Annotated in this window: 21 protein-coding genes; 3 read left to right on the top strand and 18 right to left on the bottom strand. The window is 60.8% G+C overall.

Annotated features, from left to right (window positions below; all coding sequences use genetic code 11):
• Nucleotides 1–14: 14 nt before the first annotated feature.
• From AOZ07_RS14870 to AOZ07_RS14820, 11 genes are all read right to left on the bottom strand, one after another.
• Nucleotides 15–2081, bottom strand: a complete 2067-nt coding sequence (locus AOZ07_RS14870) for a S9 family peptidase (protein ID WP_060702690.1) — start codon at nt 2079–2081, stop codon at nt 15–17.
• Nucleotides 2082–3083: 1002 nt separating this feature from the next.
• Entirely contained in the window at nt 3084–3407 is a 324-nt protein-coding gene (locus tag AOZ07_RS14865) for a cell surface protein (RefSeq protein ID WP_146276406.1), read from the bottom strand.
• 8 nt (nt 3408–3415) lie between these two features.
• Nucleotides 3416–4189, bottom strand: coding sequence for a DUF2599 domain-containing protein (locus AOZ07_RS14860; RefSeq protein ID WP_194943687.1), 774 nt, complete (start codon nt 4187–4189; stop codon nt 3416–3418).
• 770 nt (nt 4190–4959) lie between these two features.
• Nucleotides 4960–6432 carry an amino acid permease gene (locus AOZ07_RS14855; protein ID WP_060702687.1) on the bottom strand — a complete coding sequence of 491 codons (1473 nt, stop codon included), beginning with the start codon at nt 6430–6432 and terminating at the stop codon, nt 4960–4962.
• 13 nt (nt 6433–6445) lie between these two features.
• Nucleotides 6446–7861: an aspartate ammonia-lyase gene (locus AOZ07_RS14850; protein WP_060702686.1), complete on the bottom strand. Its 1416-nt coding sequence runs from the start codon at nt 7859–7861 to the stop codon at nt 6446–6448.
• Between the two features lie 45 nt (nt 7862–7906).
• Nucleotides 7907–8902 (bottom strand): asparaginase, encoded by a 996-nt coding sequence (locus tag AOZ07_RS14845; protein WP_060702685.1) that lies wholly within the window; start codon nt 8900–8902, stop codon nt 7907–7909.
• Nucleotides 8899–9603, bottom strand: coding sequence for a FadR/GntR family transcriptional regulator (locus tag AOZ07_RS14840; protein ID WP_060702684.1), 705 nt, complete (start codon nt 9601–9603; stop codon nt 8899–8901). Before AOZ07_RS14840 ends, AOZ07_RS14845 begins: the two co-directional genes overlap by 4 nt.
• Nucleotides 9604–9741: 138 nt before the next feature.
• Nucleotides 9742–10785 (bottom strand): alcohol dehydrogenase catalytic domain-containing protein, encoded by a 1044-nt coding sequence (locus tag AOZ07_RS14835; RefSeq protein WP_060702683.1) that lies wholly within the window; start codon nt 10783–10785, stop codon nt 9742–9744.
• Nucleotides 10786–10826: 41 nt separating this feature from the next.
• Complete coding sequence (locus AOZ07_RS14830) at nt 10827–12131, bottom strand: four-carbon acid sugar kinase family protein (RefSeq protein ID WP_060702682.1); 1305 nt, start codon at nt 12129–12131, stop codon at nt 10827–10829.
• A 2-nt stretch (nt 12132–12133) separates the two neighbouring features.
• Nucleotides 12134–13399, bottom strand: coding sequence for a RuBisCO large subunit C-terminal-like domain-containing protein (locus AOZ07_RS14825; protein ID WP_060702681.1), 1266 nt, complete (start codon nt 13397–13399; stop codon nt 12134–12136).
• Between the two features lie 60 nt (nt 13400–13459).
• On the bottom strand, nt 13460–14524 hold the full coding sequence (locus AOZ07_RS14820) for a 2-keto-3-deoxygluconate permease (RefSeq protein ID WP_207758454.1): 1065 nt from the start codon (nt 14522–14524) through the stop codon (nt 13460–13462).
• Nucleotides 14525–14939: 415 nt separating this feature from the next.
• Here AOZ07_RS14820 and AOZ07_RS14815 point away from each other — a divergent pair, with 415 nt between their 5' ends.
• Entirely contained in the window at nt 14940–15782 is an 843-nt protein-coding gene (locus AOZ07_RS14815; protein ID WP_060702679.1) for a GntR family transcriptional regulator, read from the top strand.
• Nucleotides 15783–15854: 72 nt separating this feature from the next.
• Here the strand turns inward: AOZ07_RS14815 and AOZ07_RS14810 are convergent, their stop codons facing one another.
• The 4 genes from AOZ07_RS14810 to AOZ07_RS14795 all read right to left on the bottom strand — a co-directional run bounded on the left by AOZ07_RS14810 (nt 15855) and on the right by AOZ07_RS14795 (nt 18716).
• Nucleotides 15855–16292 carry an SRPBCC family protein gene (locus tag AOZ07_RS14810; RefSeq protein ID WP_060702678.1) on the bottom strand — a complete coding sequence of 146 codons (438 nt, stop codon included), beginning with the start codon at nt 16290–16292 and terminating at the stop codon, nt 15855–15857.
• A 9-nt stretch (nt 16293–16301) separates the two neighbouring features.
• Complete coding sequence (locus AOZ07_RS14805; protein WP_060702677.1) at nt 16302–17282, bottom strand: TIGR03086 family metal-binding protein; 981 nt, start codon at nt 17280–17282, stop codon at nt 16302–16304.
• Nucleotides 17279–17626 carry an ArsR/SmtB family transcription factor gene (locus AOZ07_RS18960; RefSeq protein WP_060702676.1) on the bottom strand — a complete coding sequence of 116 codons (348 nt, stop codon included), beginning with the start codon at nt 17624–17626 and terminating at the stop codon, nt 17279–17281. Before AOZ07_RS18960 ends, AOZ07_RS14805 begins: the two co-directional genes overlap by 4 nt.
• Nucleotides 17627–17765: 139 nt before the next feature.
• A complete protein-coding gene (locus AOZ07_RS14795; RefSeq protein ID WP_060702675.1) occupies nt 17766–18716 on the bottom strand; it encodes a beta-ketoacyl-ACP synthase III in 951 nt (316 codons plus the stop codon).
• 272 nt (nt 18717–18988) lie between these two features.
• On the opposite strand from AOZ07_RS14795, the gene AOZ07_RS14790 reads away from it, so the two are divergent.
• Together AOZ07_RS14790 and AOZ07_RS14785 are read left to right on the top strand one after the other, a co-directional pair.
• Nucleotides 18989–19795, top strand: coding sequence for a metallophosphoesterase (locus AOZ07_RS14790; RefSeq protein WP_236995200.1), 807 nt, complete (start codon nt 18989–18991; stop codon nt 19793–19795).
• Between the two features lie 63 nt (nt 19796–19858).
• Entirely contained in the window at nt 19859–20419 is a 561-nt protein-coding gene (locus AOZ07_RS14785) for a histidine phosphatase family protein (protein ID WP_060702673.1), read from the top strand.
• 64 nt (nt 20420–20483) lie between these two features.
• Here the strand turns inward: AOZ07_RS14785 and AOZ07_RS14780 are convergent, their stop codons facing one another.
• Genes AOZ07_RS14780 through AOZ07_RS14770 form a run of 3 tightly spaced genes read right to left on the bottom strand, consistent with a single transcriptional unit; the run spans nt 20484 to nt 23007 of the window.
• Nucleotides 20484–21653, bottom strand: coding sequence for an acetyl-CoA C-acyltransferase (locus tag AOZ07_RS14780; protein ID WP_060702672.1), 1170 nt, complete (start codon nt 21651–21653; stop codon nt 20484–20486).
• Nucleotides 21650–22300 (bottom strand): CoA transferase subunit B, encoded by a 651-nt coding sequence (locus tag AOZ07_RS14775; RefSeq protein WP_060702671.1) that lies wholly within the window; start codon nt 22298–22300, stop codon nt 21650–21652. The genes AOZ07_RS14780 and AOZ07_RS14775 overlap by 4 nt, the downstream gene beginning before the upstream one ends.
• A gap of 2 nt (nt 22301–22302) precedes the next feature.
• On the bottom strand, nt 22303–23007 hold the full coding sequence (locus AOZ07_RS14770) for a CoA transferase subunit A (protein WP_060702670.1): 705 nt from the start codon (nt 23005–23007) through the stop codon (nt 22303–22305).
• Between the last annotated feature and the right edge of the window lie 46 nt (nt 23008–23053).

Here is a 23053-nt window from a genome sequence, read left to right as displayed (position 1 = left end):
GGTGCGTGATGTGGCTAGCCCAGGAGCTCGGGCAGTTCGCCAGGCGCGTTGTCCAAGACCTTCTGGGACAGGAATTCGGTGACGACTTCGTACCAGATCTTGGCGTGCTGCGGGGAGAGGATCCAGTGGTTCTCATCCGGGAAGTACAGGAACTGGTGCTCGGTGCTGCCGTCTTCCTTTTGCGGCAAACCGGAATCTGCCAGCAACTCGTACCACAAGCGAAGTCCTTCGCCGATGGGCACTCGGTAATCCTTGTCGCCGTGGATCACCAGCATCGGCGTGACAATATTGCCTACCGAATGATGCGGAGAATTCAGCTCGCGCATTTCCGGGCTCATCTCGCGGGTCCAGTAGAAGGCCGCATCGGTGGTTTTGCCGAAGCCCTCCAGTGCCCACAAGCTTGCGTGGGTGACGATGGCCTTGAAGCGGTCGGTATGTCCGGCCACCCAGTTGGCCATGTAGCCGCCAAAGGAACCACCCATCGCTGCCGTGCGGGCTTCGTCGATGTCGTCACGGGCCTCGGCCGCATCGGTGATGGCCATCAGGTCCGTGAATGGTTCCTGGCCCCAGCGTCCCCAGCCGCGCTGGATGAATTCCTGGCCGTAGCCGGTGGACAGGGCAGGGTCGGGCAGCAATACTGCGTAGCCCTGGGCCACCAACAGCCAGGGGCTCCAGCGCCAGCTCCATGCGTTCCACGAGCCCAGCGGCCCGCCATGGATCCACAGCAGCAGCGGTGCCTTGTTCTGCGCCGATGCCGACTCTGGCAACGCCAGCCAGGCGCGCACCGTGGAACCGTCTTCCGCGGTGGTGGTGACCTCAGCCAGTGTTCCAGGAAGCTGCGGGCGGGGCGCAGGGGAGAGCAACTGGGTCAGATCGGCGAAGTCGCCGGCTTCAAGCTCGTGGACATGGGTCAGGTCCACCGCTACCGGCTCGGCAGGGTACAGGTAGCTGGAACGCAGCGCGTAGGCGGTGCGGGAATCACGACTGATGGCCACGTCTGTGAAGCTGCCTTCGTCGGTCAGCCGGGTGATCTTGTCGTTGTACAGGCTCAGGTGGAAGATCGGGCTGTGCCCGTTGTCGTCCGCGATCAGCAGCATCGAACGCCCATTGGGAACCCATTGAATGTCATTGACCCAACGGTCCCAACCGGCAGCAATCTGGTGGGTGGATCCATCGGCCAAGTGCATCAGCCACAGTTCGAAGACCGGTGCAGTATCTGCTGTTGAGCGGTGCCAGCGAGCGTAGACCAGCTCTTTGGAATCTGGGCTGATCTTGCCCAGCGTGTACTCAAAAGTGTCATCTGGGGCCAGGAGCAGATCCTGGGCGCCGCTGTGCATGTCGATGCGCATGAGGCCCGGGGCCAGGGAGGCCCGTCCTTCGTTCACCTGCCACTCGGTGATCAGGAATTCGCCATTGGGTGCCACATCAAAGGCGGCCTCCTGGAGGTTCGCGCCGATGCCCGGGGTTAGATCCGTGAGCTCGGTACGGGCAGAATCCTGATTCTCTGGAAGTGTGCCGGTGTAGAGGTGCGGGGTGGATGGGCCGAGGTCATGGTCCCAGTAGCGCACCGGATAACCGGTGTGCAAAATCGCAGAGACCTTCTTGTCCTTGCGGGCCGTGCGCAGTTTCTCTTCGGCTTCAAGGTCCTTGACGCGGCTATGTGCGCTGGTGCGCAGGACGATGGTTTGCGGGGATTGCTCGCAGGCCTGCAGAGACTGGACGCCGGCCGGGTGGGAGATGACCGGGCGGGCTTCACCGCCTTCGGACGGGAGCAACCAGCCTTCGGGCTTGGCGTCGTCCTTGCTGGAGCGCTTGGCCACGAAAAGCAGATCGCCACTGGCGGTGAACTGGGGCTGCGATTCGCCCTGTTCTCCGAAGGTGAGCCTGCGCGCCGGGGCTTGGCCTTTGGGATCGATGGCCCACAAGGCGCTGTCGTAGCTGGTTTCGTCCTCGGATAGGGTGCTCATGGTCGTGACCAGGCGCGTTCCATCAGGGGAGAGAGCTAGGCCGCCGAGCCGGGGCATAGAGATGTACGAATCCAATTTATGAAATGAATGCTTAGAGTGTTCCACCTCACTCATCTTGCCACGCTTTGAAGCTCAACTCCAGAGATTGACTGATGTACTCTCCGCAATTAGTGCTCTTGTTGTGGCGCATTTACGAGGGGCCTAAATATTGGGCGGGTGCGAAATATACAGGTCGCGGGGATATACGAATTTCAGTAAGTTGGCGGACTATGAGAGCATCGGATGATTCGCTGTGAATGACAAACCGGAAAAATCAAGGCATCGTCGCAGCGATGATTTCGTAACTGATTGGTATGGCCGGTTCGACGATCGATTGGATTGGAATGCGCCTCTCGGCGGAGCAGTACTAGGTTGTATAGTGGTCCAAGAAAATTTTCGTGGAGGTCTCTCAGTTCTGTGGTGGCCGTACCGCCTTGGCTGCTGTGCATGTGGAATACGCAGGTATTTCTGGGTTAACACACAACGCAAGGTAAACGATGACGGTCGTGGAATCCACGCGATTTTTCCATCGGAACCAAATATCCCATTATTGCCGTGGGAGCATGCCGCTCATGCCGGAACGTGCCTGATTAGTGATCCGTTCTCTGTCACCGACTGCCATGGGAAGCAGATCAGCACGGCTGCTCTTTAAGATCCGGTCTTGTCGGATACTGAACTGACTTATGGTACGGTGCCCGCGTAATTATGGGTCATGCGATATTGATTCTGGTCTTCAGCATTGCGGACCATCGGTCGAAAAGCGCCGTACTCGCACTTGATGACGTAAATTTATGATCGTCGAACAGAATTGGTGTCTTTGAGTGGCATCCGGTTGTAGCGGCTGGATGATACTAAGCGTGATACCTACGTTGTTGACGACAGAAGAACTGGGCTGATGAGCGCATTCTCAAATTATGAGCTATTTCTCTCGGAGTAATCGCCCGTCTGTGAACCGGCGAAAAGTCTGGGACAAACCAATTCTCCAAGTAGTTGTGTCCTCGAGTAATTGCCCGTGAGCTGCGTTCTCCCGAAGTGTGTCTACTCATGTTGAGTAAACACACCTGATCAGATGCGAGGTTAGACTTTTGTAGTTTGAATAGCTGGTCCTAATTTTCCGTTGTAGACTACCTTGCCATGAGAAGAAAATGCCGTCATGACTTGGAAGAATGCCATGATGTCGACAATTATCAGCATGATGAGCGATCCATGCGCCGCCGCCCACATCAGGTTGGAGTTAGGGAGCATTTGGGCGACATCCATGCCACTGCCCGTCTCCATTCGATTGATTGCAGCAGTATCTGCAATTTGCCACAGCGTGTAGAAGGCGATGACTGCTGCATTCAGTCCGGTCAATGCCAATGCATAAAGAATTCGGAAGGCTTTCACTGCGTTCCTTGACATTATTGCTCCTAGTTACAGTTCTTCTTCACGTGTCCCCAGTATCCGCGATTCGGAAGTCGTGAGTCCAGACCCCAGTATTCTTTATTCGGGGCTCGAAGACGAACAACATCGAAATGGCAAAGAAACTGATTTTTCATCGAAGTTGTGTCCGGGTTGGGCCAACCTTTTCGTGTCGTCTTAGAAAGAGTTTCAGACCAAGCAGCCCACCTGGCAGCCAGCCCGGCGTGGTACCGGCCAAACGAAGTTGGATATACCTTTAACGTGGGACTGTATTGCCAAAGGTCCATGGCCCATGAGGTTTTGCTAATCAAGTTATATCCCAGCCAAGGATCGGCAACAACGGGAAAGTCCGTGTCGTTATCAAAAGCAACGTGCTGTATCAGTTTGTCGCCATCAATCCGGTATTCTGTCGGAATTTCATTGCCGTTGGCATCTTTTGCCCATAGGCGCGCGACTCCAACTTCCCATTCTCCGTTCTCATCAAGAATGGAGACGCTCCCATCACGCTCCAGTACCATTTCTCCTCCCGATTTACTGGTAACTGTGTACTCGTACTCGTTTGGAGCTTCGCTCGATTCAATGACGGTCGCGATTTGCAGAGAGCCATCGGTTTTTGGGAGGACGGTGCTCGTGCTGTCGTCGAAGTTGTCAAAGGTGACGCCGCCCAGCTCAGACCTTTTTCCTTGAGATGCCTTATCTGCATTCGGGAGCCTGACGTGAAGCTTCATCGTAGTCGCGGAATCCTCGTAAACTACCGGCTTTTCGGGGTCGGTGGTAATCACTACAGAGGATTCTTCTGAATCGGCAACAAATACAGCGCTAGTCTTGGTGACCGCGAAATTTTGGTCAGTGACCATTTCCCCAGCGGTCGCAAGCGCTGAATTTGTGCTGTCAACTTCTTCAGCGTGCGAAAGTGGTGCGACTATGCACGTCATAAACAAGGTCGCAACTATGGCACAAGTGACTCGGCCAACGTGGTTCATCCTTTTCAAAGAGTTAAAATTATCTGTTTATCCCAGAACTGCTAAATCACGGAGATAATATGACTTCAAGTCGAAAATTGTTACAAGTAGCAAATATACGGGGTTAGACGATGGCGACGGGGCGTAAGGCTTTTATTTGGCTCTTGGGGTGCTGATAGTAATGACGTTATAGGTGACAGTAAGAGGTCTTTAGGCTAACGAGGAAGTAGGGTTCAACGAAGTCGATTGGCATACCGTGTCTGAGGTATCTCGTCTCAGTGAGGTGTGTACTGTCAATACCAGATTAGAAGTGAACGCGAAATCTTGAGACCAGAAATCTTGAGACCAGTTGCAGAATCTGGGCTGCAGTCTTCAATTCGCTTTTGTCCGATTCGCCATGAGCGCCATCATATTGTTCAGATTGATCAGGTCGGTTTGAGTTACACATTCTGTGATTCTGAGGCACAAGGTAAAAGCGGAATAATTGGTTCAGCTTACCTAGACTGCTTAAAGCGGTAGCGGCGCAGAGGACAGGATCGGTCTTGTCTTCCGCGCCGCTTCCGAGACTAGGCGATTCTAGTGTTCCAGGGTTAGTCCACCGACGCCTTGGCGTTCATGCGAGCCTGGGCCAATTCATTGATACGGCCGCGGCACAGGTACCAGCCGCCAATGATCATCGGAATGATGATGACCAGCGAGGCGATGGTCCAGGTGCCTACCGGGTTGTCAAAGGCCATCATGATCAGCACCATGACCAGGAAGGCCAAGGTGACCCAACCGGAAATCGGCGCCAGAGGCATGCGGAAGCTCGGGCGATCCTGCTCGCCGCGCTTGGCCGACTTCACCAAGGCCATCTGGCACAGCACGATCATGGCCCACGAAGCGATGATGCCGATGGCGGCAAAGTTCAGCACGATCTCGAACGCTGCAGCAGGAACGATGGCGTTCAGGACAACACCGAGCACGGCCACCACAGCGGTGATCACGATGCCGCCGTACGGGACGCCGGCCTTGTTCATGCGTCCGGCGAAGCGCGGAGCCGAGCCGTTCAGGGACATCGAGCGCATGATGCGGCCGGTGGAGTACAGGCCGGCATTCAGCGAAGATAGCGCAGCGGTGAGAACCACCAGGTTCATGATCACGTCCATGCCCTTGATGCCGATGGAACCGAAGAAGGTCACGAAGGGCGATTCCCCGGAGCTGTAGGCGGTGTAGGGCAGCAGCAGAGAAAGCAGGACCAAGGAGCCGACATAGAACACGGCGATGCGGATGATCACGGTGTTGATGGCCTTGGGCATGACCTTTTCAGGGTTCTTGGCCTCGCCTGCAGCGGTGCCGATCAGCTCGATGGAAGCGTAGGAGAAGACCACGCCCTGCATGAGTACCAGCACCGGCATGAAGCCGTTGGGCAATAGCCCGCCGTTATCGGTGATTAGCGAGAAGCCGACATCGTGGCCTTCTACCGGGGTGCCGAAGATGACGAAGTAGCAGCCGATAATCAGGAAGGCGACCAGTGCGATTACCTTGATCAGTGCGAACCAGAATTCCATCTCGCCAAAGGCCTTGACCGAGATCAGGTTCATGGTCAGCACTACGGCCAGGGCCAGCAGCGCCCAGACCCACTGTGGCACCGAACCGATCCAGGCGACGTACTTGCCGAAGAAGCCCATGTACAGGGCCACCGCGGTGATGTCCACAATCGCAGTCATCACCCAGTTCAGCCAGTACAGCCAGCCGGTGGCGAAAGCGGCCTTCTCGCCGTAGAACTCGCGGGCGTAGGAGACGAACGAGCCGGTGGATGGGCGGTGCATGACCAGTTCGCCCAGCGCACGCAGGATCAGGAAGGCGAAGAAGCCGCAGACTGCGTAACTGATGACAATGCCGGGGCCGGCATCAGCCAGTCGGCCTCCGGCGCCCATGAACAGGCCGGTGCCGATGGCGCCGCCAATGGCGATCATCTGCATCTGCCGGGAGGAAAGGCCCTTGTGGTAATCGTTGTCGCCGACGGTCAGCGCGGCGTCAGGCACGTGCGCCGCAGTGGCGTGCGGGGTGGAATTGTCCATCGGGATCCTTGTTTTAGTCGGAGAGGTTGGCGAGGCGCTCGGGGGAGAGCAGCTCATTGAGGTCATCGGCGGAGAGCAGGCCGCGTTCGAGCACCAGCTCGGCCACGCCGCGTCCGGTGTGCAGCGCTTCGAGGGCCACCGAGGTGGAGGCGGAGTAGCCCAAGCGCGGGTTCAGCGCGGTCACCAAGCCGATGGAGTTCTCCACCTCGCGGCGCAGCGCTTGCTCATCAACGGTGATGCCGTCGATGCACTTTTCGGCCAGGGTCAAGCAGCCATTGGTCAGGTGCTTCAGGGACAGGCCGATGGAGTGGGCGATCACCGGCTCGAAGGCGTTCAGCTGCAGCTGGCCGCCTTCGGCCGCCATGGTGACGGTCAAATCGTGGCCGACCACCTGGTAGGCGATCTGGTTGACAACTTCCGGGATCACCGGGTTGACCTTGCCAGGCATGATCGAGGAACCGGACTGCACGGCAGGCAGCTGGATGTCGTTCAGCCCCGCCCGCGGACCGGAGGAGAGCAGGCGCAAGTCATTGCAGATCTTCGAAATCTTCAGGGCCACGCGCTTGAGCACGCCGGAGAGGTGCACGAAGGCGCCCACATCACTGGTGGCTTCGATCAGATCCGGGCTGGTGGTCAGCGGCAGCCCGGTCAGCTCGCGCAGGTGGCGGCAGGCGGCTTCGGCGTAGCCGGCCGGGGCATTCAGGCCGGTGCCGATGGCGGTGGCGCCGAGGTTGATCTCGGTGACCAGCGACAGCGACTCGGCCAAGCGGGCCCGGTCCTCGCCCAGCGTCACGGCCCAGCCGCGGAACTCCTGGCCCACGGTCATCGGCACGGCGTCCTGCAGCTGGGTGCGGCCCATCTTCACCACGGTGCGGAATTCAGCGGCCTTGGCATTGCAGGAACCCTGGAGCACCTCGATGGCTGACAGCAGCGGCTGGGTCGCGAAGTGGGTGGCGATGTTGACCGCGGTCGGGTACGCGTCGTTGGTGGACTGCGACAGGTTCACGTGGTCGTTCGGGTGCAGGTACTGGTACTCGCCCTTTTGGTGGCCCAGGATTTCCAGCGCCAGGTTGGCGATGACCTCGTTGGCGTTCATGTTGGTGCTGGTGCCGGCCCCGCCCTGGATCGGATCCAGGATGAACTGGTCGTGCAGCGAGCCGTGCGCGATGGACTCGCAGGCCTGGTCGATGGCGCGGGCGCGGTCCGCATCCAGCAGCCCCAGTTCGTGGTTGGCACGGGCCGCGGCCTGCTTCACGCGCGCCAGTGCGCGGATCAGGTGCGGGTTGCCAGCCAGGGTGGTGCCGGTGATGTTGAAGTTGTTTTTTGCGCGCAGGGTGTGCACGCCCCAGTAGGCTTCCACGGGGATGTCGAGGTCGCCAATCAGATCATGCTCGCTACGCGTTTCGCCGCTGAGCAAGGTTTCAGACATGGTGGATGTATCTCCAAAAAGGTAGTGGTTCGAGTAAAGAAGGATCTAGAGGGCAGCCAGTACGCCCACCGGCGCACCGCCGCCCATGGCAGGGGAGCTGGCCAGCTCGGCCAGGGCCGCAGGAGCGGCTTCACCGAGGTGCCCGGCCAGGAGCTTGACGGTGATCGGCATGCGCGCGCGATCCGAGCCATCGGCGATTTTCACGGCCAGGGCGGTGCCATCGGGCAAGGCCACGGCCTGGATGCCCTCGAAGCCGTCCTTGGCTACCGCACCGGGCAGGGCGCGCATCAGCTCGGTGACATCGCGGCCATCGCCGGCCACCAGTTCCGGGTATTTGGACATCGCTGCGGCCACCCGGGCCTCGGGGGTGCCTGCTTCGGCGGAGGCCAGGCGGGCGAATCCGCGGGCCAGGCCGATGAGGCTGATCAGGTAGACCGGGGTGCCGCAGCCATCGGTGCTTTCGCCGCTGATCTTCTCGCCGGTGAGCTCTTCGACGGTCTCCTGCAGCATCTGCAGCAGGCGCTCGTCGTGGAGGTAGTCGGCGGTGTCCCAGCCCTTCAGCTCGCTCAGCGCGGCCAGGGCCGCGTGCTTGCCCGAGCAGTTCTGCGCCAGCTGGGTGGCGGTGCCGCCAGCGGCCAGGTACTCCTGCTGCTCGGCCACGCCGTAGGGCAGGTCGGTGGAGTTGCGCAGCGCGGTTTCATCCAGCTTGGCCGCTGCCAGGGTGGAGCTGGCTACTTGCTGGTGGATCGGGGCACCGGAGTGGCTGGCAGAGGCCAGGGCCAGCTGCTGGTCGTCCAGCTGCAGGCCGGCGCGGAGCATGCCCACGGCGAACAGCGGCTTGAGCGCCGAGCGGGGGTAGTAGGCGGCCTGTGGCTCGCCTACGGCGGCGAGCACTTCCCCCTGCGCATCCAGCAGCACGGCCGAGCCGTAGTGGATGGATTCCACTGTGTGGCCGCGGGTGGCGGCTACCAATGGCGCGTGCTGTGGCAAAACCGGGTTGGCCAGCGGGTCGGTCTGCGACTGCGGGTGGGCGGGGATCACTTATTGCTCCTGACGATGGTGGACACTGCATGTTGTACTGCTGCTAGGTGATCGCCCATGGCCTGGTTGGCGGCCTGGGGATCTTGTGCTTGGATGGCCCGGTAGATGGCCAGGTGCTCGTCCCTGGAAGGGCTGCGCCGCCCGGCGACGAGGTTCACGGTTTCGGATTGGCGGGCCATGGCCTCGCGGATATCGGAGACCACCTTGGTGAACACCGAGTTGCCGCTGGCTTGGGCGATGGCGGCGTGGAAGGCGGCATCCAATTCCACCCAGGCGGCAGCATCGTCTTCCTGGTCCATCTGCTCGATCAGCCCGCTGATGCGTTCCAGATCCTCGGCGGTGCGCCGGGTAGCCGCGAGCGTGGCGGCCGGAATCTCGATATGCGGGCGGGCTTCGAGCAGGTCATCGGAGGAGAAGATGCCCAGCTTCAATTCGCGGGTGGGTCGGTGCGAAATGACAAAGGTGCCGCGCCCGGTTTCTGTGCGGGTCAACCCCAGCGCTGCACAGGAGCGCAATGCTTCGCGGACCACCGAGCGGCTGACGCCGTAGTCGGCGGCGAGGGCCGCTTCGGAGCCCAGCTTGCTCCCGACCGGGATTTCCTGGGCTTCAATGGCAAGGCGGAGTGCGTGGAATACGGCTTCGGCAGCGGAGCGTCGCTCGATCGGCTGCTGTCCGGGTGTCCAGCTGTCTGACAGGTTCACGAGTACAAGTGTGCGGGTGTGATGCACCCAACGTCAAGTTTTCACCACAAGGAATTTTGAACAGCAAAACAGGGGCTCGGCCTGCCAATGGCAAACCAAGCCCCTGAGCTGGGAGGATAAGCGAATCGCTGATTTGGGCTAGCCCAAGGAAGGCACCAGCAGCACCTTGCAGGCATCACCGGTCAACAGCTCGATCGCCTCATCCACCTGGTCCAGGCGCATGCGATGCGTGACCAGCCAGTCCAGTTCCACCCGGCCCGAATCCAGCAGCTGCAGGCTCTGCTCCCAGGTCTCCCAGAGGCGTCGGCCAAAGATCCCGCGCAGCGTAATGCCCTTCTTGTTGATGTAGGCGGCCACGTCGATCTGCGAGCTGCGGCTCGGGTGGCCGACGGTCACCACAGTGGCCTCGCGGCGCACCGCCTCGAAGAGCGTGTCCAGGGTGCCCGGTGCCCCGGAGCATTCAAAGGCCACATCGAATCCGCCGCGCCGCCCGGCCAGCTCGCGGCAGCGCTCCACCACGTTATCGCTCGGGTCCAAGGCAACAGCCCCCAGCTTTTCGGCCTGCGCCCGGCGGAAGGGATTGGGGTCCACAGCCACCACGTGCGAGGCGCCCAGGTGCTGCGACAGGTAGATCGCCGCCAAGCCCACCGGGCCAGCGCCGCTGACCAGAACCGAACCGCCGGCGACCGCGTAGTTGCTGCGCTGGATGGCGTGCACGGCCACGCCGGTCGCCTCCAGCAGCGCGCCGGATTCAAGGGACAGGCCAGTTGGCAGCGGCACGCAGATCCCGGCGGGCACCGCGGTGTATTCGGCGAAGACGCCATTAAAGTGCATGCCCAGGATCTTGGTCTTTTCACAGGTGTGGGCGCTGGAAGTACGGCAGGCGAAGCACTGGCCGCAGGCCAGGTGGCTCTCCAGGGCCACCCGGTCGCCAACCTTCAGGTTGCTGACTCCACTGCCGACTTCCACCACGGTTCCCGCGCCTTCATGGCCCAGAACCACCGGCAGGTCCAGGTTGAAGGCCTGGGCCGAGGGGGTCCACTCGTAGAGCTCGCGGTCGGTTCCGCACAGGGATGCGGCGCCGATTTCGAGTACCACCATACCGGGCAGGGCCTTGGGGTGTTCGGCGTTGGCGGTGAAGGTGGCTCCGCGTTCGGCGGAGGTCTTGAGGATTGCGCGCATGGCTGGTCCTTTCCAGTAATGATGCGAAGAGCTGTTGTTTTCTAGTGCCCGGTGAGCTGGGCAAAGCGTTGAAGTATGTCCATTGGCCCCACCTGGCCGCCCTTGAGCAGCATGTTGCACCCTGCGACCCTCGAAGGGCCGTGGGATTGCACAATGGGCCCGGCAGTGACAAATTGCCCCGCCACGCGAAGCTGCTTGACACCCATGGCGATCAGTGCGTGGCTTGAGGTGTCGCCGCCGAACACCGCGATGTCCCGGGTGAGCTGCGCTTGGGCCATCTGCGCGGCCAGATCCCCGATCAGGGCACCGAGATGGCCCGGATCGACCGCGGCGGACGCGGCAAATCGTGGATCAGCCGAACCCCTGGTGGAATGCACCACCACGTGCTGGCCACTGCGCAGGGCCTGCGCGACCTGTGCCGACAGCTGCTGGCGCAATGCTTCATCGGAGCCGTGCAGCAATTCTGCGGGCAGTGGAATTTCCACCCAGCCATGGCTGGCCGCCTCGGCGATCTGCTGGGCCGTAGTGCTGGAGGCGGAGGCGCTGACTGCCAGCACCGGGAGCTGCGGATGGGTGATGACCGTAGTGCCTGCAGGGCTGGTGGCGCTGCCCGGATTGCGGGTCAGCGCGGCCATGATGCCGCCGGAGCCAACCACCACCGCGGGTTGCCGCGCGGTGCCTTCGGCCAGCAGTTCTTCAGCCGCCGCATCCAGATGGGCTTCGGTGCAGGCATCGACGACGAAGGCCTCGTGGCCCGGGGTTTGGCGTGCGGCTTTCCACTGCCGGGCAAAGTCCCCGGTCTCATGGGCGGGAAGCGCGATGAGTGCAGGCTCGTTGCCGGAGGAGAGCTGCTGGGCCAGGATGGCCGAGAGCCCGCTGTCATCCATGGGTGTTGCCGGATGCTTGGACATCACCGGGTGCAGGTCCAAGCGGTACACCTGATCCTTGTAGCTGGCAAAGTGGTGGCCGAAAGCGGTGTAGCGTCCGAAAGCGGGCTGGGCCGGCACAACCGGCACCGGGCCATGGCCTTCGAAACGCTCATGGAGCAACTCGATGCCGCGCCCGATGCTGCCGACAGCGGGGGAGCTGTCAAAGGTGGAGCACACCTTGTAGAGCAGCACTTCTGGAGACCAGCCGGCAATTTTTGCCACATCGCGGCGTACCAGGGCATCAAATTCCTGGCCGCCCAGGGAGCGTGCCGGTCCGGCAACGCCGAGGACCTGGACATCTTCGGGCAGCGGCGCATCCCCGATGACCAGGGCTGCATTGATGCCGTTGGCGTGGGCCTGGGCGAGCACATCCGCGGCGCCGGTGAGGTCGTCTGCGACAAATCCAATGCGTGGCATGATCAGCTGTCCTTCATGAATTTCTTGACCGCGTGCAACAAGTCGGTGTCGCCGCTATCGGAGTATTCCGCGGCGGCCTGTCTCAGCTCGGTGCCATTGACCGCTGCCTCCCAGGCCTGGCGCAGGCTGCGCACTCCTGCACCTGGACCATCGGGGTGGGCTGCGACGCCGCCCCCGGCGAGCATCATCAGGTCGGTGGAGCCGATGGCCTGGAAGGTCGGGGCTGGCGTAGCTACATTCTGCCCTGAAGAGAGCACCGGCACTACCGCTTCGGTGCTGCCCAGCGGGGCCAGCAGGCTGCGAATATTGGCCGATACTTCTTCATCGGTTTCGTAGAACTTGCTTCCCAGTCCGCTGGCATGCAGCTGGTCTGCACCGGCCAGGCGGGCCAGCTGTTGCCACACCTTGTAGTCGACACCGAGTCCCGGATGGCGCATGGAGGCAGCCAGGCCGGCGCGGTGTCCATGAATGGCGACCTCGCTGAATTCGCGCAGCATGGCCAGGGCAGGAAGGCCCATCACGGGGATATTGAGCATCACGCAGGTACCGCCAGCCTTGACCACCAGGTCGTGGCGCCGGCGCAGGCCGGCGAGGTCTCCGGTGATGTTGAAGGCATACATCGTGTGGTGCCCGGTGACTTCCCGGGCAGCAATGATTTCCTCCATGGCCACGGCTACTCGGCGCTCCAAAGGAAGGTAGGCCGGGTCGGTCATCAGCTCATCGTCCTTGATCAGGTCGATGGAAGCCAGCGCGAGTTCGCGAACCACGAGGCGGAATTCGTCTTCCGACAAGCCGACGTTGGGCTTGATGATGGTGCCAACCATCGCGCCTTCAACTCCGCCCATGAGCTTGCGGGTTCCGGCAATGCCGAATGCGGGCCCCTGATGGGCCGCGATGAAGTCCTCTGGCAATTCAATATCCTGCAAGCGGCAGGCATAGAGCTCACCGAGCTCAAAGAGATTGCCCGCCACGGTGGTTTGCAGGGTCGCCAGATCGGTGCCGATATTCTCCATCGGGAAATCGACGGTGGCCAGGGCCGCGCGCACCTGCTCAGGGGTAGTGCGCGAGGGCAGCGATGGCTTGCGACGCCCGAGTTCCTGGATCCTGGTCACGTGAGCTGCGTGCCGGATGCGAATTCTTTCGGACTCGCCCGGCACAGGAAGGAACGTGCCGCTGGATTGTTCGCCGGCAAGAAGCGCGGCGGCCTTCTCAGGCTCGATGCTTGATTCGATGTAATAGGTGCAGCGCACAATCCGATGGTCGCGCATGGGGTACTCCAGACATAAATGTTGTTCTAGTGAAATCGTGGGGTCGGCCCGGGAAGAGACTTAGCTGGAAACAGCTGCAGGGGCTTGATTTTTCTTGGAGAGCCGTTCGTAGTATTCGAGCTCCCACTGTGGAGAGACCCCTCGTCGTTGCTGCCATTTGGCCACCAGTGCTACCGCAAAGGGGATCAGGATGGAGGTGGTCACGACGGCGGCGGCAATCTGTGCGGTGGCCACCGACTCGATAGCTTGGTAGGCCGGATCTGCCAGTGCCAACGCGGCAGGTGTGGCGATGGCGTTTCCTGCGGTGGTTCCTTCGGCCATGCCGGCAATGAGGTTGCGAGTTTTACGTGGACGGCGATGCAGCGCATGGAAGCACCAGAGCACCAGCATCGAGGCCGGGCCGGAGATGAGCACGGTGGCCAGGCCCAGCAAGATGCCCTGCATGCCGCTGGTGACCAATGTGGAAAAATCAATGCTTCGTCCAACAACAAAACCAAGGAACGGGATGAGCAGGGACTCGCCGACGCTCAGGAATTCACGGGCGGTTCGCGAAAGGTTTCCAAGGATGAAGCCCAGAGCCAGCGGCAGCACCAGGCCGATGAGATCCTGTAGCGGGAAGCTGGCTAGGCCTGCAGTGCCCAAGGCGATCATGGTGATGAAGGGACCGTCGTTCAGGGCGATGACAGCCACCGTTGCGCGGTCGGTCTTGTTGCCGTACTGGCCGGTCAACGCGGCGAAGAGCGCGCCGTTGGAATTGGTCATGGCTGCGATGATGGCCAGAGGAGTCAATCCCAACAGGGAGCCCCCTGGAGCCAAGAAGGCGACTGCCAGTCCGGCGGCGATGCCGATGCCGACTTTGCCGATGAGAATCGCAACGCCCTTTTCCAAGGTGGGACCGGTGGTGCGGACATCCAGCTGGGAACCGAGGCAAAAGAAAAAGAGACCCAACAGAGCCGCAGTGCCGTCGCGGAATAGCGCGGTGGTGAAGCTGCCTACCTCAAGAACCTGCGGGAAAAAAGTATTGATGGTGGCCCCGAGGAACAGCGGGATGAGCATGAGCGCACCGGGGATCACGGACATCTTTGTCAGCCAATCCTGCTTGCTGCTCTGATTGCTAATAGCCATGAGCTTAGTCTTTCTGCCGAATTGCCCCTGTGCTCTCGTCGCGGGGGCTTGCTTTAGGGAGAAGCTGAAATTCGTCATTCAGATGCGCTGGAGCTTTCCACCGCATCGGCTGTCCTGGCTGGCGTTGGCGAGAAGGACAAGGAAAGAATCTCTTGCTTCAAGTTGTCCGTACTTTTTGTACGTACAACAAGTTATAGTTAATACCAGGATGTGATCCGAGTCAAGCGAAATTTGTGACCTGGACAATATTTTCCTCATGTCCCAAGTCATCCTCCGGTGGCGGTTGCGGCGCCTTGAGCCCTTGCCAACACCGAAGGTGCGAGGGCGGAGACTAGACTGAAACGAAATAGATGCCAGTGATCTGGCATGAGGCCAAGGTGCTGTACTGGCGGTTGCCAGTGAAACGAGGAGGGGCATGAACTTCGCGCCGCAGGAGAGTTTGCTGAGCCGTTCTTCTGGCCAGCCGCTTCACGCGCAGATCCGGGACATCCTGCATCAGCACATCGTCGATCAAAGCCTGGTCGCCGGCACGCCGTTGCCTACCGAAGAGGAGCTGCAGAAAAACTTCGGGGTCTCACGCAGCGTGGTACGCCAAGCGCTCGCCGGGCTCGCTGAAGAGGGGCTGATTCATCGGCAACGTGGCAGGGGCAGCGTCGTTGCGGCCGCACCTGTGTTGCGCCGGCATATCCAGCAGGCCGGTGGCTTGGACCAGCAAGCTGCGGCCAGCGGCCAAAGGATGGCCACCCACATTCATTCCATTCAGCGTTGCACTCCTCCGAGGGAAGCGGCTAAGGCCTTGGGCGTTGCCGACGCTTGGCAGATCGAGCGTGTGCGGTCCCTGGATTCAGTGGCTGTAGCTTTCATGCGGACGTGGGTTCCCTATGGGGCATTTAGCGATTTCTCCGCTGATCTCCTGGAGAACGCTTCCCTGCTGTCGGTGATGCGCGAGCGTGGATTCGAGCCGGTGGGCGGTCCGCGCAGCGTCCAAGCAGTTGCATCAGACCGGATGCTGGCCGGAGTGCTTCAAGCATCGGTGGGCGAACCGCTGCTTCTGCTTCGTGGGGTAACCCGGGACGCCAGCGGCATGGGGCTTGAATGGTTCAATGTCTGGCATAGCCCGAATACCATCTTTGACGTGGACGCCCAAGTTGCCCCGGCGCCATCGATGACTGCTGGCCGGATCTCCCGGTTGCGCCAGTTGGCCAGTGAGCTGGAAGCGGAACTTTCGCAGATTGATGTCGAAACGGGCGGCCAGTAGCAATCCTCAAAAGCCATAGACAGGGGGAATGGGTATCGGAGAATTCTCCGATACCCATTCCCTTGTGGCTTGTTATCGAGTTTCCAGGATCTTCTTCAAGGCTCGCAGATCAGCCATATTGGCACGGCGCATCATGGGTTCCATCAGCGGGGCGACGAGCTTGCTGAAACCCGCGGGCTGTCCATCATTGCGCAGCTGGACCCGGGTTGCCGTTGGGCCCACTGCTTCGAATCGATAAGTGGTGCGCATGGGAAACGGGCCCTGGGCGGTGGCCATGACCAGTTCCTCGTCCTCCAGCATCGACGTGACTTCGTAGGTGTAAGAGAGGTCCCGGCCGAGGAAGCGGGCTTCAAAGGCGGTGCGGGAACCGACCCCAAAATCGTTCTGGTCCAGCCGGCGCACCGAGCGGATATTCCGATACCACGCCGGTGCGTTCAACGGATTCATCGTGTAGCCGGCCACCATGGACAGCGGCCGGTCGATCACGATGCTGGTGGAGACATCAACCATCAGCGGTCCTCAGGCCCCTGCTGGAACGCGGCCGGTGAAGGCAATCAAGCGATCCAGGCTGCTGGCGGATTCGGCAATGACGGCTTCTTCCGCGAAGGAGCCTGAAGCACGCTGTTCTGGACCGATGGTCTTGCGGGCCAGGCCGAGAACGTACTCGGCATGGCCCGGATGGATCTCAAAGCCCTGCCCCGTGGCCTGGGCGAAGTCCCACCCGTGAACCAACAATTCGAGATTCAGGATGCTGGCGACAACTTTTGCCGGCATTGCAGTAAAACCGAGATCGACTTCGCCTTCCAGGCCATGAGCCGCGAAGGCTTCCAGGGTCGGCTGTGCCAAGTTGGCGATGCGAACTTCGGCAGCGAGCGCAGGGTCGTCAGAAATCGCTGCGCCCAAGCCCTTGCCGATCGAGGAGATCGAACCAGCAAGGTGATCCAGCAGCTGGCTCACCGAGAACTCGGCGCAGGGGGTGGGGCTGCCAAGGTCTGCTTCTGAAATGCTGTTCAGGGCAAATTGCAATGCCGCCAATGATCCCTCGGCAGAAATGATCGGGTCCTGGGGTTCGGGAACGGCGTTCCACTCGTCGATCACTGGCTCGCCGGACTGGGCAAAGCTCGTGAGGCGATCCAGGAAGTGGTTCCATCCCTCTGCATGGCCCGAAGACTGTTCTGCGTTCAGGCCTTCATGGCGCAAGGTGACTGCGGTGCCATTCTCCCAGGGTTCCAAGGTGATGAAGACCGTTGAGTCGCCCGGCGGAACGGCGTCGGAGCCTTCCCAGCCCCATGTGAACACCAGGCGCTTGCCAGGCTCGATTTCGGTGAAGGTGCCCGTGGCCTGATGGCCTGGTCCCATGGTGAAGCGGAAGCTCCCGCCCATTCGAAGATCAACGCGGTTGGCAACGGTTTGCCAGCGGCGAAGGCGTTCGGGGTTGGTGACAAGGTCAAAGGCGGTGTCGGCGTCAACTGGGAGGAGGACGGTTCGTTCAAAGCTCATGGCGTTTCTCCTGGTGGCTTCTGTGGCGAATTCGGCAGTGTGCCGAGCGCTGCCAAATCGGCGGCTTCGGCGACAAGCAGATCAAGTTCGGTGTTCCAAAACGAGTCAAGGAGGACCTTGAGCTTCGCGATGCCTGCCGGGTTCAGCGAGTAGTAGCGGCTGCGTCCATCCTTGCGCGCTTGCAGCAGTCCCACGTCAATCAAAAGCAGCAGGTGTTGTGAGATGGCGGAACGGGAGACCGTGAAATTTGCCGCCAGTTCCGTCACCGTGCGTTCTCCGGAACCCAGCAACTGAATCAAGCGCCTTCGCGTTGGTTCGGATGCGACTTCCAGCAGATCAAGCATAAAAGATACGTTAGCAGTGACTAACGCATTTGGGCAAGGGGATTGCGGGAATGATCTTGGATCTCCCGTGAAACGCTGTTAAAGCACTAGTGGGCGCCCTGGCAAGAATGCCGGGGCGCCCACTAGTGGTGGTCAATGCTTACGGGATGGTGATGATCTGGCCGGCGTAAGCCAGGCCGCCACCGAAGGCAAAGAGCAAAGCCTTGGAACCTGAAGGCAGTGGCTCATCCGAGGCCATCATCTTCGACAGGGCCAGCGGAACCGATGCTGCCGAGGTGTTGCCCGAATAGACCACGTCGGTGGCCACGCGTGCGTTCGGAGCGCCGATCTTCTCAGCCAGCGGCTCGATGATGCGAAGGTTGGCCTGGTGCAGGACAATCGCGTCCAGCTCTTCTGGCTTCATGCCTGCGCGGTCGATAATTTGCGAAGCAATCTTTGGAAGCTGCGTAACGGTCCAGCGGTAAACGCTTTGGCCATTCTGCGCGAACTTCATGTTGTTTTCAGTTTCAATGCGAACAGCGTCTGACAGCGATGGAACCGAGCCCCACACGACCGGCGAGATTCCGTTATCCTCCGAAGCGGTGATGATGAATGCTCCAGCCCCATCAGCGGTCAAAACGCACGTGGTGCGATCGCTGAAGTCGGTGTAATCGGTGAGCATTTCCGAGCCGATGACCAGTGCATTCTTCGCGGAGCCTGCGGCGATGGCTCCCTGGGCGATGCCGACTGCATGGGCGAAGCCCGAGCAAGCCACGTTGACATCCATGGTGGCAGGACCCTGCTCCATATTCAGTGCGCTGGCAACGCGGGCAGCCATATTAGGCGAGCGGTCAGTTGCGGTGCAGGTAGCAACAACAATCAGATCGATATCAGCTGCCGTGATGTCCGCCGAATTGCCCAAAGCCATCTCTGCGGCTTTGATGGCCATGGAGTCCACGGTCTCAACACCGGTGCCCCAGCGGCGTTCCTCGATACCGACGCGGCGAGTAATCCATTCGTCGCTGGTTTCCACCAGCTTTTCCAGCTCGGTGTTTGGGACGATGCGCTCTGGCTGGAAGTGGCCAAAGGCGACGACTTTGCTGCCCGTCATGGATGTAGCTCCTAGGTGGATTCAAATCTGCTCTTCTAAGGGTAGTCGTTTTGGGTGCTACTCGCTGTTCATATACCGCAGATCGCATGTATTGCGGGGAATATCCCATGATTTCGGCAAATTTTGTTCGGTAATCGAAAAACAGGGATTCGCTAGGACTTCACATCTCGTCGGTTCCTTGTTCACCTAATCGTCAGAACCAAAAAGTTCAATGGAGTGAACGGCAGCAGGACGCGGGGGAGGGATCGATGAAGCCACTGACAATCATTCATATGAGCGACACCCATCTTTGCCCTGAAGGCCGGTTGCTTCATGGAAACATTGATTCCTGGCGGCGAACTCGCCATGCCCTGCGGGCCACGCAGCACTTTTCGCCAGACGCAATCGTCGTGACCGGAGACATCGCCGACCGAGGCGCTCCGATCCACCCGGCGGCCGCGGCGATGCTCAATGACATCCAAGAGGAGCTTGGCTGCCCGGTGATCAGTGTTCCGGGCAATCACGATCCACTAGGAAGCGTCGGCACGGAATTCAATACCCAGCGGTTATCGACCGGCCCCTACCCGGCCAATACCGTGCATGAAGTGCTGGGATTGCGGATTATCGGGTTGGACAGCGGCGGATTCCAGCTGGCGCAAGGCGAAGTGGACCAGGCCCAGCTGTCGTGGTTGCAGTCATTGCTCACCGCGCCGGCACCACTTGGTTCGGTGCTGCTATTGCACCACCCGCCGGTGGCAGCCGCGAGTCCAGCGAGAGCCGGGCGTGGATTAAAGGATCCGATGGCTTTGGCCGCGATCACCGCCGGCACCGATATCAGGGCCATCCTCTGCGGGCATTACCACCAGGCGGCAACGAGCCAGCTGATCAATACCCCGGTGTTCATGGCGCCAGCAGTTTCCTACAACATGAATCCTTTTGCCCCAGATGAAATTCTCGCGGAATCCGGATCAGGATTTGGGGTACTTCAAATAGGGCAAGAAGCAGTGAATTGGTTCGTTGCCTACAGCGACCACCTTATGACCGGGCCGCAGGACGCGGCGCCAACCCCGTCGGCGGGCGGCCAGCGGGCCGCCAACTGATATTGGCAAGAACTTCGCACTCAAGATCAGGATCTGGAAGTGCACGCAAGAAAGAAGAAGACGATGAGTGAACAGAAAATTGTATTGATCCGCCATGGCCAGACCGAGTGGAACAAGGCAGGGAGGCTGCACGGACGCAGCGACCTGCCGATGAACGACACCGGAGTGCGCCAAGCGCGGCAGCTGGCAGCCGACCTCGCGATGCAGGGGCCGTGGGCTGCGGTCTATTCCTCCCCGCTGTTCCGGGCGCTGCAGACTGCGCAAATTATCGCCAACGGCGTCGGCACCCGTGCCCTGCACGAAAACCCGGAGCTCATGGAACAGGACTTCGGCGATTGGGAAGGCAAGCTGGTAGGACACCCGGCCGATGAACAGCGCCAAGTGCACATTGGATCTGGCGAAACCGAGCAGCACCTCGTTGAACGCGCGATCAACGCCCTGTTCAAGATCAGCCAGCAGCACCCAGGGGAAAACGTGCTGGTGGTGAGCCATGGAGCGCTGATCAGCTCGGTGCTCAGCGCATTGACCTCGGAAGCCGATCCGCGGGTGGCCAACGGGACCTGCCGTGAACTGGACGCGCGGTTGCTGACCACCTACGTGTCCCGCGAACCGCTCTGGCACTAGAAGCCCAGCTGCGAACAGAAGGCTGCCGGCGATAATTCGCCGGCAGCCTTCTGGGTTGTTCGAGCTACAGCGAGCGAAGCACCACGGCGGTGCCCTGTCCGCCGCCACCGCAGATGCCGATGGCGCCCAGCGAGCCTGCCGGCAATTCCTGCAGCTGGCGGGCCAGCGTTCCGATAATGCGTGCGCCTGAAGCGCCGATAGGGTGGCCCAAGGCGGTGGCCCCGCCATGCTGGTTCACGATCTTTTCGTCCAAGCCCAGAACCTTGGCCGACTGGACTACCACCGCGGCGAAAGCCTCGTTGATTTCAACGGCCTTCAAGTCTGCAGCTTGGGCGCCAGCCTTCTGCAGCGCGGCGGCGATGGCGTTTGATGGCTGTTCGTGCAAGGTGCGGTCCGGTCCGGCGACAAAAGCATGTGAAACGACTTCAGCCATCGGGCTCAGGCCCAGCCGCGCAATGGCAGCGTCGCTGGCCAGCACCACGGCCGCCGCGCCGTCGGTGATTTGCGAGGAGTTGCCTGCGGTAATGCTGCCGTCTTTCGAGAACGCCGGGCGCAAGGTGGACAGCGTTTCAACTGTGGTTGATTCGCGAATGCCGTCATCCTCGGAATAGGTGGTTTCGCCCTTGCGCGTCGTGATGGTGAACGGGGCGATCTCCCCGGCGGCGAAGTCCCGGGAGGCAGCGGCGCGCTGATGCGACGCGGCGGCCACCTTGTCCTGCTCTTCACGGGTTAATGACAGGTTGGCGTTGTGCTCTTCGGTGGAAGCGCCCATCGAGCGCTTTTCTGCGGCATCGGTCAAGCCGTCGTATTCCAGGGTGTCGATCAATTCAATGGCACCGTACTTGGTTCCTGCACGGGCTCGCTGAACGTGAGGTGCCAGGGACATGGATTCCTGGCCGATGGCCAGAACGATATCGGCTTCGCCATTGTTGATGAGGCGAGTGCCGGCAACCACAGCTTCGGCTCCGGAAAGGCAGACTGCGTTGACCGCGATGGCCGGAACATTCAGCGGAATGCCCGCGCCGACGGCCGACTGGCGAGCGGGGTTCTGGCCTGCTCCGCCTTGAAGCACCTGTCCAACGATGACCTGCTCGACTTCGCTGGGGTCAACACCGGCACGCTCCAGCGCCGACTTGGCGGCGTGGGCGCCCAGCTCGGTGGCTGGAACGCTGGCGAAGACGCCATTGAATTTCACAAAGGGGGTGCGGGCGTAGCCCACGATTTTGACGCTCATGCTTTCGGGTCCTCCAGGATGCCGACGGCAAATTCTGCTGCCGTGATCTCTTTAATGGTTTCTGGGCTTTCGCCCGGGGCTACGGCGCGCAAGGTCATTCGCCCTTGCTCGATGTCGAAAACCGCGCGGTCGGTGATGATGCGGTCTACCACGCCAACACCGGTCAGGGGCAAGTCGCAGGATTCCACAATCTTGCTCGTTCCATCTTTGGCGGTGTGGTCGGTCAAGACAATGACACGGGGCGTGCCGGCAACCAGGTCCATGGCACCGCCCATGCCCTTGACGAGCTTGCCCGGGATGGTCCAGTTGGCGAGGTCGCCGTTTGCGGCTACCTGCAATGCACCGAGGATGGCTGTTTGCACGTGGCCGCCTCGAATCATGCCGAAGGATGTTGCCGAGTCGAAGAAGCTTCCACCGGGCAGGATGGTGACTGTCTGCTTGCCGGCGTTGATCAGGTCGGCATCTTCTTCGCCCTCATAGGGGAAGGGGCCCATGCCAAGCAGGCCGTTCTCGCTTTGGAGCTTCACCGAGACGCCCTCGGGAAGGTGATTGGCCACCAGGGTGGGGATGCCGATGCCGAGGTTGACGTATTGCCCGTCGGTCAGTTCGCTGGCGGCAATCGCCGCCATTTCATCACGAGTCCACATGCCTAGGCCTCCTGCCTGCTGCGCACGGTGCGCTGTTCAATGTCCTTGACCTGATCGGCCTGCACCAGGGTCTGCACGAAAATGCCCGGGGTCTCGACCAGGGATGGATCAAGATAGTCATCGAGGATGTGCTCGGCTTCGGCAAACGTATGGCGTCCGGACATGGCAACCAATGGGTTGAAGTTCCGGGAGGTCATCCGATAGCGCAGGTTGCCCTCGGAGTCGGATTGGTAGGCCTTGACCAGCGCGATGTCCGCGAAGATTCCGCGTTCCAGGATCGCTGGCTTGCCGTTGAACTCCATGACTTCCTTGCCTTCGGCCACTGGAGTGCCCACGCCGGTTGGCGTGAAGAAGGCTGGAATGCCTACACCGCCAGCTCGTAAGCGTTCCGCGAGGGTGCCTTGGGGGCAGAATTCCACATCAAGATCCCCGTCGAGGAACTGCTGAGCGAATAGCTTGTTTTCTCCCACGTAGGAGGCCAGGACCTTGGAGACCTGCCGGTTTTCCAAGAGGATGCCCAGGCCCTTTCCATCCACGCCCATATTGTTGGACACGATGGTCAAGTTGGTGGCTTTGGAGTCCCGCAAGGCGGTGATCAGCCTGTTGGGTATTCCCGAGAGGCCAAAGCCTCCCACGGCGATGGTCATGCCATCCCTAACGACGGCGGCTAGTTCAGCGGCCGCGTCTTCTCGAAACTTCGTTGTCATCGATATCTCCCTGCGTCCACTATGTGGAGTGCGGATGTGTCTACTT

The sequence above is a fragment of the Glutamicibacter halophytocola genome (assembly GCF_001302565.1).
Lineage (GTDB): Bacteria > Actinomycetota > Actinomycetes > Actinomycetales > Micrococcaceae > Glutamicibacter > Glutamicibacter halophytocola.
The sequence above is the reverse complement of the archived record's forward strand: the minus strand, read 5'-3'. Positions and strand labels throughout refer to the sequence as shown.

What these genes read in the sequence shown, in the direction of transcription:
- AOZ07_RS14865 (WP_146276406.1), bottom strand. Translation starts at nt 3,407, where the DNA reads ATGTCAAGGAACGCAGTGAAAGCCTTCCGAATTCTTTATGCATTGGCA.
- AOZ07_RS14870 (WP_060702690.1), bottom strand. Translation starts at nt 2,081, where the DNA reads ATGAGTGAGGTGGAACACTCTAAGCATTCATTTCATAAATTGGATTCG.
- AOZ07_RS14780 (WP_060702672.1), bottom strand. Translation starts at nt 21,653, where the DNA reads ATGAGCGTCAAAATCGTGGGCTACGCCCGCACCCCCTTTGTGAAATTC.
- AOZ07_RS14805 (WP_060702677.1), bottom strand. Translation starts at nt 17,282, where the DNA reads ATGAGCTTTGAACGAACCGTCCTCCTCCCAGTTGACGCCGACACCGCC.
- AOZ07_RS14775 (WP_060702671.1), bottom strand. Translation starts at nt 22,300, where the DNA reads ATGTGGACTCGTGATGAAATGGCGGCGATTGCCGCCAGCGAACTGACC.
- AOZ07_RS14835 (WP_060702683.1), bottom strand. Translation starts at nt 10,785, where the DNA reads ATGCGCGCAATCCTCAAGACCTCCGCCGAACGCGGAGCCACCTTCACC.
- AOZ07_RS14830 (WP_060702682.1), bottom strand. Translation starts at nt 12,131, where the DNA reads ATGCCACGCATTGGATTTGTCGCAGACGACCTCACCGGCGCCGCGGAT.
- AOZ07_RS14815 (WP_060702679.1), top strand. Translation starts at nt 14,940, where the DNA reads ATGAACTTCGCGCCGCAGGAGAGTTTGCTGAGCCGTTCTTCTGGCCAG.
- AOZ07_RS14820 (WP_207758454.1), bottom strand. Translation starts at nt 14,524, where the DNA reads ATGGCTATTAGCAATCAGAGCAGCAAGCAGGATTGGCTGACAAAGATG.
- AOZ07_RS14825 (WP_060702681.1), bottom strand. Translation starts at nt 13,399, where the DNA reads ATGCGCGACCATCGGATTGTGCGCTGCACCTATTACATCGAATCAAGC.
- AOZ07_RS14810 (WP_060702678.1), bottom strand. Translation starts at nt 16,292, where the DNA reads ATGGTTGATGTCTCCACCAGCATCGTGATCGACCGGCCGCTGTCCATG.
- AOZ07_RS14770 (WP_060702670.1), bottom strand. Translation starts at nt 23,007, where the DNA reads ATGACAACGAAGTTTCGAGAAGACGCGGCCGCTGAACTAGCCGCCGTC.
- AOZ07_RS14790 (WP_236995200.1), top strand. Translation starts at nt 18,989, where the DNA reads ATGAGCGACACCCATCTTTGCCCTGAAGGCCGGTTGCTTCATGGAAAC.
- AOZ07_RS14850 (WP_060702686.1), bottom strand. Translation starts at nt 7,861, where the DNA reads ATGTCTGAAACCTTGCTCAGCGGCGAAACGCGTAGCGAGCATGATCTG.
- AOZ07_RS14785 (WP_060702673.1), top strand. Translation starts at nt 19,859, where the DNA reads ATGAGTGAACAGAAAATTGTATTGATCCGCCATGGCCAGACCGAGTGG.
- AOZ07_RS14795 (WP_060702675.1), bottom strand. Translation starts at nt 18,716, where the DNA reads ATGACGGGCAGCAAAGTCGTCGCCTTTGGCCACTTCCAGCCAGAGCGC.
- AOZ07_RS14855 (WP_060702687.1), bottom strand. Translation starts at nt 6,432, where the DNA reads ATGGACAATTCCACCCCGCACGCCACTGCGGCGCACGTGCCTGACGCC.
- AOZ07_RS18960 (WP_060702676.1), bottom strand. Translation starts at nt 17,626, where the DNA reads ATGCTTGATCTGCTGGAAGTCGCATCCGAACCAACGCGAAGGCGCTTG.